Source organism: Paenibacillus lupini (assembly GCF_011761355.1).
Taxonomy (GTDB): Bacteria; Bacillota; Bacilli; order Paenibacillales; family Paenibacillaceae; genus Pristimantibacillus; species Pristimantibacillus lupini.
In genome coordinates, this window is the sequence record NZ_JAASRW010000001.1 from 590,205 (window position 1) to 602,439 (window position 12,235).

Here is a 12,235-nt window from a genome sequence, read left to right on the forward strand (position 1 = left end):
ACACCAGAAGACTTACAAAACCTTTAAACATTTTTAGATTGATTAATACTCAAATTTGAGTATAATAGGCGAAGGGTATTCAAATTTGAGTACAGCCAATTGATAAAAGAAGGGAAGTTCTTATGGACGCGAAAAAAAGTAGTGTCAAATTAGTTATCGCGGGCTTGCTGCTTGGTCTGTTCATGTCGGCATTAGATCAGACGATCGTTTCGACCGCTATGACTAAGATTATTGAGAAGCTTGGCGGGATGGATAAATTCGTATGGGTTTATTCCGCTTATATGATCGCGATGGTGGTGGCAACACCAATCTTCGGTAAACTATCCGATATGTATGGACGCAAACGTTTCTTCATCTCAGGTTTAATTTTCTTCCTCCTTGGTTCAATCCTGTGTGGTACAGCTACTGATATGAATCAGCTCATTATTTACCGTGCGATCCAAGGTATCGGCGGTGGTGCTATTATGCCAATCGTATTTACGATTATCTTCGATCTGTTCCCAGCGGAGAAACGTGGCAAAATGATGGGTCTGTTTGGTGCCGTATTTGGTATTTCCAGCGTATTTGGCCCAATTATGGGCGGTGCCATCACGGATAATATCAGCTGGCGCTGGATTTTCTACATTAATGTACCGATCGGCATCTTGTCGCTGATCTTCATTATGAGAGGTTATCAGGAATCGAAAAATCACCGGAAGCAAGTCATTGACTGGGCTGGTGCTATTCTTCTGATGGCTGCCGTTCTGCTTCTGATGTTTGGCCTTGAGCTTGGTGGTACAGATGGATGGGCTTGGGATTCAGCGAAAACGATCTCGCTGCTTGCCGGAGCAGCTATTCTTGCAGTTGTGTTCCTCTTTGTTGAGAAAGCAGCCAAAGATCCGATTATTCCGCTTCACTTATTCAAGAAACAGCTGTTCACAAGCAGTATGATGATAAGCATGCTTTATGGCGGCATTATGCTTGCCGTTGCTACTTATATTCCACTGTTCATGCAAGGCGTATTCCATTTGTCCGCGACGAGCACAAGTACGGTCCTTACGCCGATGATGCTTGGTGTTGTAGTCAGCGCACAGGTTGGCGGCCGGATTGCAAATAAATTCCGGTTCCGTGATGTGATGATCGTATCGTCCATTATCCTTATGGTAGGAACCTACTTACTTGGCTATGTAATGGATACATCGTCCAGCCGCGGTTTGATTACCGTGTTTATGGTCATTGTTGGTCTCGGAATTGGTGTATCCTTCTCCTTGCTCAATATCTCGACGTTGAATTCCGTTCCACCGCAATATAAAGGATCGGCGTCTTCGCTTATTACCTTCTTCCGTACCATTGGTTCTGCCCTGGGAATTACCGTATTTGGTACCATGCAGAAGTCGCATTTCCAAAACTCGCTGCAGGATGTACCAAACATGAATCCTGATATGGCTGCTCAAATTAAAGGCGGTCAGGCATTGCTTGATCCAACCGTACAAGCGAAAATGGGTCTGCCAGCAGATTTTATCAACGTATTGATCGGCAATTTGTCCGATTCTATCCTGTTTATTTTCCAATGGAACGTCTTGCTGCCAATTTTGGCTTTCGTATTCGCGATTCTTATGGGCCGTTCGCGTCTCGAATTATCGGCATCACCAAAAGCAGCACCTTCCGGTGATGAGGCTGGCAAGCCGAAACCATCCTATTCAGGGAGATAAGGGATGATGTCAATGAAGCTGTTAATTCTTGGGCTTCTGATGGAAAAAGACAGACATCCCTACGATATCAGACAAACCATCAAGCAGCGGAACTGGAATGAAAGCTTCAGGCTGCGGGATGGCTCCTTGTATTATGCAGTTGATCAACTGCGTGATAAGCAATTGATTGAAGCGGCGGAGATCGTAACGGTGCCGGGTGACAATCGCCCGGATAAGACGATTTACCGCATTACGGAGAAAGGGAGAGCTGCCTTCCATAAGCTGCTGTACGATCAGTTCAGCGAGGTATCTTATCCTCAGCATCCGGTATTTTTATCCTTGCCTTTCGTGCGTCATGGAGAGCAAGAGCAAGTTGTAGAGCTGTTGGTTAAGCAGCTGGACGCTTGCGAGAACCGCATTAAACGAATGGAAGCCGTCCTTGCTTTCAAAGGCGATATCCTTCCAAGAGGATCGGTTATGATGATCCGCGGGATCATGAAGTTTGGTGAGGCGGAGAAGGAATGGCTCCTTGAATTAATCGAGGAAGCAAGGAGCGGTCAACTACTGCAAGGTACAACATGGACTCCGGAGCAGATCGAGGAGTATCTTCGAACCCACAGCAAACCGCACAAGTCGGAAGAATAATACAATTAAGGCTAGTGAACCGCACAGTTGTGCGGTTCTTTTGTTTTTCTTTTGTTTTTATTTACCTTATTTGCTCGTATAGGGTCATATTGGCGTAGCTTTTTCGGGTAAGTTACTGATCAAACGATTAGAATGGACGGCATTTGTCGATAATCCTCTTTTTCAGCCAAAATCCAACTCTTTTGTCCGACAAAGAAACAAGAAACCCGCACAGGATATTTGACACGTTTTTCAATTCCTCCTATGTACAATCTAACCTATACCGAAACACAGGTATGTCTGATTTACAAAACGATGGAAGAGGTGTAACGATGCATACAAAACTAAATCGTCAAGTGCTTGTTTATGTACTTTGTATAGCTTTGTTCATGACCTTGGGCACGCGTTTTCTACCTTCAAATAAAGTCTCAGCTGACGTGACAGACAACTTATCGGCAAGTCTTCTGACAATTACGGACGGCAATATTATCATGGGTGAGACCTTACAGCTATTCTCACCGCAATTATCGGAAACCACGAATTTGATCCAGCCAGCCCTGCAAGAAGAAGTGTCGGAGCCTATTACGAATTCCTCCCTCGAAATACATAGCGCGATCGTGCCGCCCTCTGTGCAAGAACCATCGATTCATACATATGAAGTAACCGCGTTTTATCTCAATGTCCGCGAACAGCCGGATGCAAACTCCAATATTATCGAAGTACTTAAGCAAGGTGATACGATCGAGGTTAGTCAAACATTAGATAATGGATGGCTTGCGTTGAAGGATAAAGGCTTTGTCCATGGGCGTTATGCGGAAAAGATGGAAGAGAGCGAGGCCGTAACCACTGTGGCTGCAGCAGCACCGGAAGTATTAGCGAAAGCGAATACAATAGTGGCAGAATTGCCGCTTAACGATACGTTAAAGATTAAACCGTCACAGACCCCAGAACCGTCTGATCCAGAGAAACCAACATCCACCGTTGAGTCAGATTCCGGATTGACGGAAGAGCATATCGCCAAGTTATTTGAGAAAACTGCTCTTGCAGACCACGGATTAGAGAAGGCCGTTCTCGACATTGAACAGGAATACGGCATTAACGCATACTTCACTATAGCGGTTATGAAGCTGGAGAGCGGTAACGGGAAGAGCACACTCGCGAAGAAGAAAAACAATCTGTTTGGTCTTAATGCAATCGACAGCGACAAATATAACAGGGCATTTTCCTTCAAGACGAAGGGAGATAGTGTCCACAAGTTTGGACAGCTGCTGGCCAAAAACTATGTAGACAAAGGATTTACAACGATAGATAAGATAGCAAGAAAATATTGCCCGGCAAATCCCAAGTGGGCAAGTCTTGTAATGAATATTATGAAGAAGGATTACAAGAAGTTATAAGAACAACTTGCTGGGAGAGAGGAACCTTTTGGCCCATGATTCAATAAGTTATATAGTCAAATGACTATGTAACGGAGGTAACTCGATGGATAATCGTGGATTTGTTCCTTTTGGTGGCGGTGGTTTTGGTGGTGGTGGCTTTGGAGGTGGCTTTCACGGTGGGTTTCGTCCTCCATTCCGGCCATTCCCGCATCCGTTCTTCCCAGGTCGTTTCTTGTTCCCTTTCTTCTTCTTCTCGCCATTCTTCTCTCCCTTCATCCGGGAAGATGACCGCAATTACTATTACGCCCATCATCAAGTGCAGGCAGGAGATACGATGGAGCAAATCGCCCATGCGTACAATATTCCAAACACACTCTTAGAAGAAGCTAATCTCCACCTCTCCAGTCCAAAATCACTTAAACATGGCGAAACAGTTGTTATACCACGTATCTCTAATATGTATTGCCACAAAACGTACATGGATCTGCCTGCTAACCAATCACCTGCTCAAAGTAATGCACAGCCAAATGTTCAGCCCAACATGGTAAGCCCAAACAGTGTTGGTCCAAACAATGCTAATCCGAATATGGTAAGTCCAAACATGGTAAGCCCGAACATGGTTAATCCAAATATGGCTAACCCGAATATGCATATGGGCCACTAAAAACAAATAATGACCACCACCTTCTTATTCAAGAAGGGAGGTGGTCGTTATTTGTTAGGAGAGATTTAATTCCTTCAGCTCCCAGGGACTAATCGGACTTGTTCTTACGAAATGAGATTGTACTTGCAGCAACCTTACACCGCGGGTTATATGCATTGTTTCGGCTTCGAGCTGAACATCAGACAACAATGATTCCTCTTGGGGCAACTCACGGCCATCCTTCCGCCTGATGGAGCTCCAATCTTGTTTATGCTGCAGCAGTGCTGCAGACTGCTCCTGGGACAACCCTTCTGTTAGTGTCTGGACCATCTCCGAATCGTCATGATGCAGGGCTTCAATGAGACTTTGACCTAACTGAAGAGGGGAGGAGTCAGCAAAATAATTTCTCAACATTCCCGCGGCTTTATACACCATGAGCTGATGTGGCAAATCCGGAGCATCCGATTTATGCGTGGAGCTGTTCAGGAAATGAATGCAAAAATGCCCCGAAAATCCATTCTCCGGAATCCCGTCCCCACCATGAGGCATCCCATTCATCGAGGCAGCGATTTGTTTGCCGTCTTTCTCAGCAATAATTGCTTTCCGATCCCAAGTCCAGCCTTTGTTATAAATTTGTTTCATTACTTCCGTATCTGCTTTCGTAACGGGCTGGACATCGGCATGATCATGTCCGGCTCTGCGCTGCACTCGAAACGTTAAGCCGGTCTCCATATCCTTAATCACAAAGATCGACTTGCGGGAAAAGAGCTTCTCTGCCTCTTGCCAATCCAGTAATTTACCGTAATGCTGCTGGTGAAGGGCGTCGGCAGCTTGTCTCAGCTTCATAACCGCCTTGCTGGGCAGTACAAGCCTCATCTTATAGGTTTCGTCCCACAATTGGCCGCTCGTATCGAGACGAAGCAACGGGGCGCCTAAGCGCTGCTCGTTCACATACAGATCGCTAAAGCGTGGTACTTCGCTTGTTAGTTGCCACTTCGGATTTTTAACAGCGTTCATCATATCGGGATCCGTGATGAGCTGATGGTTCTCGAAAAGGGCAGTTGGGCTTGTTCGGACGGATAATACGAGACCTGACTCCTTCTTTGCTTCTGCCAGTAACGCAGACCTCGCATGGAGGACACTCTCCGGTAACCAAGCAAGGCTCATAATGAGCATGATCAGACCGGCAGATAGGCTGCGGCTAAGTCGAATAAACATAATATCCTCCTATTTCAAAATAATTGAAGCGTTAGCGAACCATACTATCCCTTGTCCATTATTATTCACAGCTGTAATAGCGCTTATGTGAAGATAGGAGAAGTGAGGAATGGGATTGAACGGAATATGGATAGCTGGCCTCGCTATCCTGCTGCAGCAGCCAGTAGCGCCAATATCGACTTCTGGCCAATTAACAATTGAACATCAAGGTAAGCAGCTTGCTTCTATAGAAAGGCAAGACTACGGGTTACCAGGGACATCATTCTTGGACATTACGAAATATAACCAGCTCCAAAAAAAGCTGGAGAAAATCGTGAACATTCCACCGGCTAACGCTTATATCGCTGATCGAGGGAATATCGTTCCTGAGAAACCGGGCTATATGCTCGATCATGATCAATTTGCGAAGCTATTTTACGCTTATTTTTTCAATAATGAGCCCTCTAACATTGTTGTCCCTCTTGCTCAAGTTCATGCGAAGGTGGACAGTGAATTACTTGCCAGCATTAAAGAGAAGCCGATTGGTCATTACGTCACTTACTACAACAGCAACAATAAGAATCGCTCCCATAATATTTCGCTTGCGGCTAAGGCTATTTCGAATGTTGTGGTGTTCCCTGGTGAGACCTTCTCGTTTAATCAAATCGTAGGACAGAGAACGGTCGAAAAAGGCTATTTGAGTGCACCGATTATTGTCAGGGGAGAGCTGTCAGAAGGAGTAGGCGGAGGCATATGCCAAGTATCCTCAACCTTGTTTAATGCCATTGACAGCGCTGGCCTGAAGATTATCCAGCGGTATTCTCATAGCCGTCATGTTCCTTATGTGATGCCTGGACGTGATGCAACCGTCAGCTGGGATGGGCCGGATTTCGTATTTCGGAATGAATATAACCAGCCTGTTCTTATTCGAGCATTTGCAGGCAGCGGACGCGTCTTTGTATCCGTGTATTCTTCCGAGCTTATTGAGTATAAGCATCGGGATGTCCCAAGTATGTCGAAGAAATTGCCTGAGGAAATTGTATTCAAATTGCAGCACGTTGATCGTTTTGCAGATGAAGGGATGGAGAGTATGCCATGAGAAGAAGGTTAATCGGACTCCTGCTTAGCATTACTGTTGTTGGTTTACAAGCGTTCACTTCAACAGACGTGGCGGCAGAAGGCGAGCGGGAAGCGCGGCAGGCTGCTTTTATACGGAATAATGATCTGTGGCTTGCCATCGATGAAGTGCAAAAACCGCTCACAAAAGGGGAATATATCCGTTATCCGGATTGGTCTAGTGATGGGAAATGGCTGACGTTCCTCCGGGATGAGAATAGACCCGAAGTGTGGTCATACGAAGCGGCAACAGGCGGTATGCGCAAAATTGGAGAGGGCAACGATAAGAAATGGGATCCGCATAGTCATCGGTTAGCGATATTGTCAGGCAGAAACCTTAGTGTGGTCTCTGCAGAAAAGCCAACCGATCATTCACAGGATCGAATTATGGACAATGTAGGTGAGTTCTCATGGATTCCGGATGGCAGCGGACTTCTTGTCTCAACTGCTGCTGAACTCATGCCTGACGGTCAATGGTCAGCTGTTGAGCTGTACATCTTGAAACAAGATGCTTCTGGCGCTTGGGTGAAACAGCTGTTTTATCGATTGCCAACCCAATCGGATGATTGGTTCGCCGTACAGACAAGCCCGTTCAAATGGTCGCCTGACGGAAGATGGATCGCCTTTATTGCTAAGCCAACAGCTTCGTTGTCTGCGGATGCGAATACGCTGGTCTTATTATCTACAGATGGGAAGAGCTTTCTGAAAGCCGGGCAGATACTTGCTTATACGAACTGGTTCGAGTGGGCGCCAACTAGCGGGCAACTAGCATTCATCGAGGGGACGGGAAGGGAAGCGACCTCGAATAAGAAGCTGACGATTGTCGAAGACATCGCCTCACTGAACAAACGAGTCATAACCCCTGCTGGATATGCAGATAATGATTTTACATGGGACCGTGATGAATCGATCATCGTCTCCAGACGGAAAGAAGCGGATTGGTCCAGTGATGAAGAGGATCGAACGCTGCCTATATTAGTGCGTGCAGATCTTCAATCTGGCAAACAAAAAAATCTGACCCGTTCGCTTGATGGGTATGGAGATTATGCGCCATCATTGGTGAATAACGAAGTGCTCACTTGGATTCAATCTGGACAAGGCTCTGCTGAGGTGAAATATGTTGGAGATCGAGCTAGGCGTCCGTTAACTTGGATTCCCAAGCTGACCGTTGCTTCTGATTATTATGGCAGGATGAATTGGAACGAAGTAATTGATTATCAATAAAAAGGAGTGGCCGGACACCTTGACGAGCAAGATGGTCCGGCCATTTGTGCATCATATTACGGATGTCTAGCCTGTTGATGGGCTGTTCGGAACATGACCTTTTTGATTGCGGTTCCGGTCTGTTGAGCCCGCCACATTATTTTCAGCTTCTAATGAGTTGAATTGCAGTGCATGCATTTTACCTTGGAAAGACCGTCGTTTATTATGCGACATAAATTTCATTCCTCCCTGCGATAGAATGGCGCCTACATCTTGTGGCGAGATTAGATTGCCCGCTGACTGCTCGGAATATCGCGTGAAAAATCTTCTCTTTACACCTTTCTCTGGATAATTTATATTTGAACCTGTCAGCATTTCTTGAAAACGTCTTCATGAGGAGTGGGAGGAAACACATGGAAAACAGCAATAAATTTGCTTGGACTTGGAAGATCAAAGAGGAACTGCTTGAGGAATACATAGCAATGCATCTGGCACCATGGCCAGAAATTATGGAAGAGCACACACGTGCAGGATTTCGGAATTATTCGATTTTTCAAAATGGCAACCAGTTTTTCTACTGCTTCGAATGTGATGATGTCGAGAAGGCATTCAGCATTATCGCTGAGAGCGAACCTTGCAACCGCTGGAATGCGATCACCTCACAAATGGTGGAAGGCTCCTTCGATTTCAAGGAAGCTGAACCGATAAAACCTTTAAGGGAAGTCTTCTACTTGAAATAAATAAGAACGTATATGGACGGCCCGACGCGAGATGCGAAGGGCGGTCCTTTTTCATGCGCCAATGCTTCCACTTTGCAGAAAGTCGAATTTCGTCGTATTATATAGATTAGAAATCATTCAATGTTATTTTTTAAGGTCTGAGAGGAGCATTCATACAAATGAGCGAGTTGGTTCATTACGGTATTCAATTAACGGCGCAAACGATACATGCTAAGCAGTTCGAGAAGAAGATGAGAGGCTACAACCAAGAGCAGGTTGACGAGTTCCTCGATGAGATTATTAAGGACTACAGCCGGATGCAGGAACTGATTGTGAAATTTGAGGCCGACCTGGCGAATATACATAAAGAATTGATGAAGGACAAAGAAGCATTCGATTACTTTATGGTTAAACGCCGCCTTGAAGATCTGGAGCAACGTGTATTTGGTGAAAAAAGAGAGACCCTTCGTCCTCGCGTTATGTAAAAAAAGAGCCGCTTAAGATCTATGTCAGTCAACATAGAGCCTAAGCGGCTTTTTATTATTTATTTCCTCTGCGTACCTTTAATTGCTTGCCTTTAACCGTTGTATTCTTCATAAGCTCCAGAACAAGCGATCCTTTGCCGTTCAGAATCTCAACATCGGTCACATGGTCGAGAATGGTGATGATCCCAATATCGTCAGCGGTTACCCCTTCAAGCTTAGCGATGGTCCCCACGAAATCTACAGCTCTGAATTTCTTTTTCTTCCCGCCATTAAAGTTCAGCTTCATAATCTGCTTGTTCAGCTGCTCGCGCCGATCTTTTTTTAGCTCAACTCCAACATTAATTTTGCGTTCAAAATCTTCCCGGCGGCGGTCGACCGCTTCTTCGGAAGGAGCTTTCACTCTCGGAATCGCAAATCCAATATAGTCTTCAATGTCGGCTAGACGTCTGCCGTCGTTAGGTGCGAGGAAGGTAATTGCCGTTCCGTTTTTACCAGCACGACCTGTACGGCCTGTACGATGGACATAACTTTCCTTCTCAAGCGGGATATCATAGTTGATAACATGGGTAATGTTCGAAATGTCGATACCTCTGGCCGCAACATCCGTTGCAATAAGGTAACGGAATTGACCTCTTCTGAACGCATTCATTACTTCGAAGCGCTCTTCCTGCTCCAAGCCGCCATGGATACGGTCGCAAGGATAGTCGAGCTCAGCCATCGCCCGGAACAGCTTATCGACATTCTCTTGTGTCCGGCAGAAAATAATACAGCTGTCCGGATTCTCCACAATAAGAACATCTTGCAGCAAGGCCAGCTTGTCCGCTTCTCTCACTTCAATAAGGGAATGTTCAATCGTTGCTGTCGTTAACCCGCTTGCTTGGATCTCGATCTGCGCAGGGTTGTCCATATAACGACGTGACAGCTTGGCTACATCCTCAGGGAAGGTAGCGGAAAATAACATCGTGACCCCGTCACTTGGCAGGGCTTGAATGATCGCTTGAACCTGCTCGATGAATCCCATATTCAGCATTTCATCAGCTTCATCAATCACGAGATAAGCAAGACGTTCCAATGCAAGTGTGCCGCGCTCAATATGATCGAGAACACGTCCTGGCGTACCAACAACCATATGTGTTCTTTGCTTTAGTTCAGCTTTTTGCATATGAAAAGGGGATTTCCCGTATAGGGCTGTTGCTTTAATTCGTTTGAACCGTCCAATATTCGTGATATCTTCCGTAACCTGAACGGCAAGCTCACGAGTTGGTGTCAAGATTAAAGCCTGCGGCTTATTCTCGTTCCATTCCACAAGTTCACAGAGAGGAATGCCGTAGGCGGCAGTTTTACCGCTGCCGGTTTGTGATTTGACGACCAGATCTTTTTTCTCAAGTGCAATCGGAATGACCTTCGACTGTACTTCTGTTGGGGTGTCAAAGCCCAAGCTAGTTAATGCCATTGTAATTTCCTTGCTTAATTCTTTAAATGCTGTCATTTTCAACCTCTTCTACACGATTTTCGTTTTATCTATACATACAGATTGCCACCGAACATTCTACATATACTTGTCCATTATACTCGGAATCCTTCTGATAGTGTTATAATCGTTAGACGAACGGAAGGATGATAGCGATGAGCGTAATTAGGCTGGAAAATGTAACGAAAAAATATGAAGATGCGATGATCTTCCGCGATATTTATTTTCGCTTAAGTCAAGGGGAACGAGTTGGCCTGATCGGACGGAATGGAGCCGGTAAGTCGACGGTATTCAGACTTATTATGGGGAAAGAAGAGCCGACATCCGGGAAAGTAGAAATTGATCCTCAGGTGAAGATTGGATACTTCTCGCAGTTCTCGGAGCTCAGCGGCAGCTTATCCGTCCAGCAGGAGCTGGAGATGTGCTTTGAGCAAGTAGCCCTTATTGAACGTGAGCTTCAAGAGGTGGCAGAGAAGCTGGGGACGGTCACGGATGACAGCGAGATGGACAAGCTGCTGACGAGGCAGGCAGAGCTGTTTGAGCAAATGGATCATTTGGACGGCTGGAATGTATCTGTGGAAATTAACACCGTTCTTACGAAGCTGGGCTTTAATGATAATTCGCGGAATCAGCCGGTAGATGAGTTGTCTGGAGGCTGGAGAAACCGCGCGGCGCTGGCCAAAATGCTTATTCAATTGCCGGATGTTGTTCTGCTCGACGAGCCTACGAACTATTTGGATATGGAAGGTATTGCGTGGCTGGAGCAATGGCTGTACCGGTTCAAAGGCGCGATGATTCTGGTATCCCATGATCGGGAGTTTATCGACAAAGTGGTTACGAAAACAATTGAGATTGAGAATTATCATTTCCAGGAGTACGACGGCAATTATACCGATTATATCCGTAAGAAAAAAATGCGCAAGAAGGAGCTGGACCGCCAGTTTGAGTGGGAAGAGGAGCTTCTCTTAATGGAGTCTGAAGCCATCGACAGCCGCAGCAGCAAATTAAAATCAAAAGACCGGCTTTCTCGTCAACTGGCCGACAACAAGAAGCGGATCGAGCCGCATCCTGTTAATGTGCTCATCACCGATATTTACGAGAAGCTGCGTTTTCCAGATAAATTATGTGAAGTGAAGCATATTAGTCAGACCTATGATGGCAGACAGATTTTCCAGCATGTCAGCTTCGATATTCAGAAGGAAGACCGTCTCGTCATCGTTGGTCCTAATGGCAGCGGGAAATCGACAATGATTAAAGTACTGACAGGACAGGAAAAGCCGGAGTCGGGTGAAGTTGTCTGGGAGAGAGGCGTCAGCTACGCTTATTTCAATCGGATGTGGGAAGAGCTTGATCCGAAGGATACGGTTAGCCACGCGGTGAACACGTATGGACTAGGACTTGATGCACCTCGGAAAAAGGTAAATAAATTCCTGTCCATGCTTCAATTCTCGGAGATGGATTTAAGCAAATTTATTGGCAATCTGTCTGGTGGACAGAAGGCTCGTGTGGCACTGGCCAAATGTCTTCTCTCTGGTGCTGCTGTCATTATATTAGATGAACCAACCAATCATCTGGATTTGACGAGTATTCAGGTGATGGAACAAGCGTTAATTCATTTCCCGGGTGCGGTAATTACGGTCAGTCATGATCGATTCTTTATCGATAAGATCGGGACGAAGATGCTCACCTTCGATCCAGAGGCTGGAGTAATCGAGCAGAGTTTATAAG

Annotated in this window: 12 protein-coding genes; 9 read left to right on the plus strand and 3 right to left on the minus strand. The window is 45.8% G+C overall.

Features of this window, described 5'->3' with window-relative positions:
- Nucleotides 1-122 precede the first annotated feature (122 nt).
- The 4 genes from FHS17_RS02920 (at nucleotide 123) to FHS17_RS02935 (ending at nucleotide 4,337) form a co-directional block, all read left to right on the plus strand.
- Complete coding sequence (locus tag FHS17_RS02920) at nucleotides 123-1,691, plus strand: MDR family MFS transporter (protein ID WP_167274155.1); 1,569 nt, start codon at nucleotides 123-125, stop codon at nucleotides 1,689-1,691.
- Between the two features lie 12 nt (nucleotides 1,692-1,703).
- Nucleotides 1,704-2,315, plus strand: a complete 612-nt coding sequence (locus FHS17_RS02925) for a PadR family transcriptional regulator (RefSeq protein WP_243865152.1) — start codon at nucleotides 1,704-1,706, stop codon at nucleotides 2,313-2,315.
- Nucleotides 2,316-2,626: 311 nt separating this feature from the next.
- Nucleotides 2,627-3,691, plus strand: a complete 1,065-nt coding sequence (locus FHS17_RS02930) for a glucosaminidase domain-containing protein (protein ID WP_167274158.1) — start codon at nucleotides 2,627-2,629, stop codon at nucleotides 3,689-3,691.
- Nucleotides 3,692-3,776: 85 nt separating this feature from the next.
- Entirely contained in the window at nucleotides 3,777-4,337 is a 561-nt protein-coding gene (locus tag FHS17_RS02935; protein ID WP_167274162.1) for a LysM peptidoglycan-binding domain-containing protein, read from the plus strand.
- Between the two features lie 54 nt (nucleotides 4,338-4,391).
- Here FHS17_RS02935 and FHS17_RS02940 read toward each other — a convergent pair whose 3' ends face one another.
- A complete protein-coding gene (locus tag FHS17_RS02940) occupies nucleotides 4,392-5,534 on the minus strand; it encodes a hypothetical protein (RefSeq protein ID WP_167274167.1) in 1,143 nt (380 codons plus the stop codon).
- A 109-nt stretch (nucleotides 5,535-5,643) separates the two neighbouring features.
- Between FHS17_RS02940 and FHS17_RS02945 the strand changes: the two genes are divergently transcribed.
- Both FHS17_RS02945 and FHS17_RS02950 read left to right on the plus strand, forming a co-directional pair.
- A complete protein-coding gene (locus FHS17_RS02945) occupies nucleotides 5,644-6,612 on the plus strand; it encodes a VanW family protein (RefSeq protein WP_167274170.1) in 969 nt (322 codons plus the stop codon).
- Entirely contained in the window at nucleotides 6,609-7,853 is a 1,245-nt protein-coding gene (locus FHS17_RS02950; protein ID WP_167274174.1) for a TolB family protein, read from the plus strand. The genes FHS17_RS02945 and FHS17_RS02950 overlap by 4 nt, the downstream gene beginning before the upstream one ends.
- Before the next feature lie 66 nt (nucleotides 7,854-7,919).
- Here FHS17_RS02950 and FHS17_RS02955 read toward each other — a convergent pair whose 3' ends face one another.
- Complete coding sequence (locus tag FHS17_RS02955; RefSeq protein ID WP_165930719.1) at nucleotides 7,920-8,066, minus strand: hypothetical protein; 147 nt, start codon at nucleotides 8,064-8,066, stop codon at nucleotides 7,920-7,922.
- Between the two features lie 179 nt (nucleotides 8,067-8,245).
- Here FHS17_RS02955 and FHS17_RS02960 point away from each other — a divergent pair, with 179 nt between their 5' ends.
- Both FHS17_RS02960 and FHS17_RS02965 read left to right on the plus strand, forming a co-directional pair.
- Complete coding sequence (locus FHS17_RS02960; RefSeq protein WP_167274178.1) at nucleotides 8,246-8,572, plus strand: L-rhamnose mutarotase; 327 nt, start codon at nucleotides 8,246-8,248, stop codon at nucleotides 8,570-8,572.
- Between the two features lie 158 nt (nucleotides 8,573-8,730).
- A complete protein-coding gene (locus FHS17_RS02965) occupies nucleotides 8,731-9,036 on the plus strand; it encodes a DivIVA domain-containing protein (protein WP_167274183.1) in 306 nt (101 codons plus the stop codon).
- A 55-nt stretch (nucleotides 9,037-9,091) separates the two neighbouring features.
- On the opposite strand, the gene FHS17_RS02970 is transcribed toward FHS17_RS02965, so the two are convergent.
- Nucleotides 9,092-10,525, minus strand: coding sequence for a DEAD/DEAH box helicase (locus FHS17_RS02970; protein WP_167274188.1), 1,434 nt, complete (start codon nucleotides 10,523-10,525; stop codon nucleotides 9,092-9,094).
- 137 nt (nucleotides 10,526-10,662) lie between these two features.
- On the opposite strand from FHS17_RS02970, the gene FHS17_RS02975 reads away from it, so the two are divergent.
- Complete coding sequence (locus tag FHS17_RS02975) at nucleotides 10,663-12,234, plus strand: ABC-F family ATP-binding cassette domain-containing protein (RefSeq protein ID WP_167274193.1); 1,572 nt, start codon at nucleotides 10,663-10,665, stop codon at nucleotides 12,232-12,234.
- Nucleotide 12,235: the final 1 nt, after the last annotated feature.

Coding starts and splice junctions, on each gene's coding strand:
- FHS17_RS02920 (WP_167274155.1), top strand. CDS start 123: ATGGACGCGAAAAAAAGTAGTGTCAAATTAGTTATCGCGGGCTTGCTG.
- FHS17_RS02925 (WP_243865152.1), top strand. CDS start 1,704: ATGAAGCTGTTAATTCTTGGGCTTCTGATGGAAAAAGACAGACATCCC.
- FHS17_RS02930 (WP_167274158.1), top strand. CDS start 2,627: ATGCATACAAAACTAAATCGTCAAGTGCTTGTTTATGTACTTTGTATA.
- FHS17_RS02935 (WP_167274162.1), top strand. CDS start 3,777: ATGGATAATCGTGGATTTGTTCCTTTTGGTGGCGGTGGTTTTGGTGGT.
- FHS17_RS02940 (WP_167274167.1), bottom strand. CDS start 5,534: ATGTTTATTCGACTTAGCCGCAGCCTATCTGCCGGTCTGATCATGCTC.
- FHS17_RS02945 (WP_167274170.1), top strand. CDS start 5,644: ATGGGATTGAACGGAATATGGATAGCTGGCCTCGCTATCCTGCTGCAG.
- FHS17_RS02950 (WP_167274174.1), top strand. CDS start 6,609: ATGAGAAGAAGGTTAATCGGACTCCTGCTTAGCATTACTGTTGTTGGT.
- FHS17_RS02955 (WP_165930719.1), bottom strand. CDS start 8,066: ATGTCGCATAATAAACGACGGTCTTTCCAAGGTAAAATGCATGCACTG.
- FHS17_RS02960 (WP_167274178.1), top strand. CDS start 8,246: ATGGAAAACAGCAATAAATTTGCTTGGACTTGGAAGATCAAAGAGGAA.
- FHS17_RS02965 (WP_167274183.1), top strand. CDS start 8,731: ATGAGCGAGTTGGTTCATTACGGTATTCAATTAACGGCGCAAACGATA.
- FHS17_RS02970 (WP_167274188.1), bottom strand. CDS start 10,525: ATGACAGCATTTAAAGAATTAAGCAAGGAAATTACAATGGCATTAACT.
- FHS17_RS02975 (WP_167274193.1), top strand. CDS start 10,663: ATGAGCGTAATTAGGCTGGAAAATGTAACGAAAAAATATGAAGATGCG.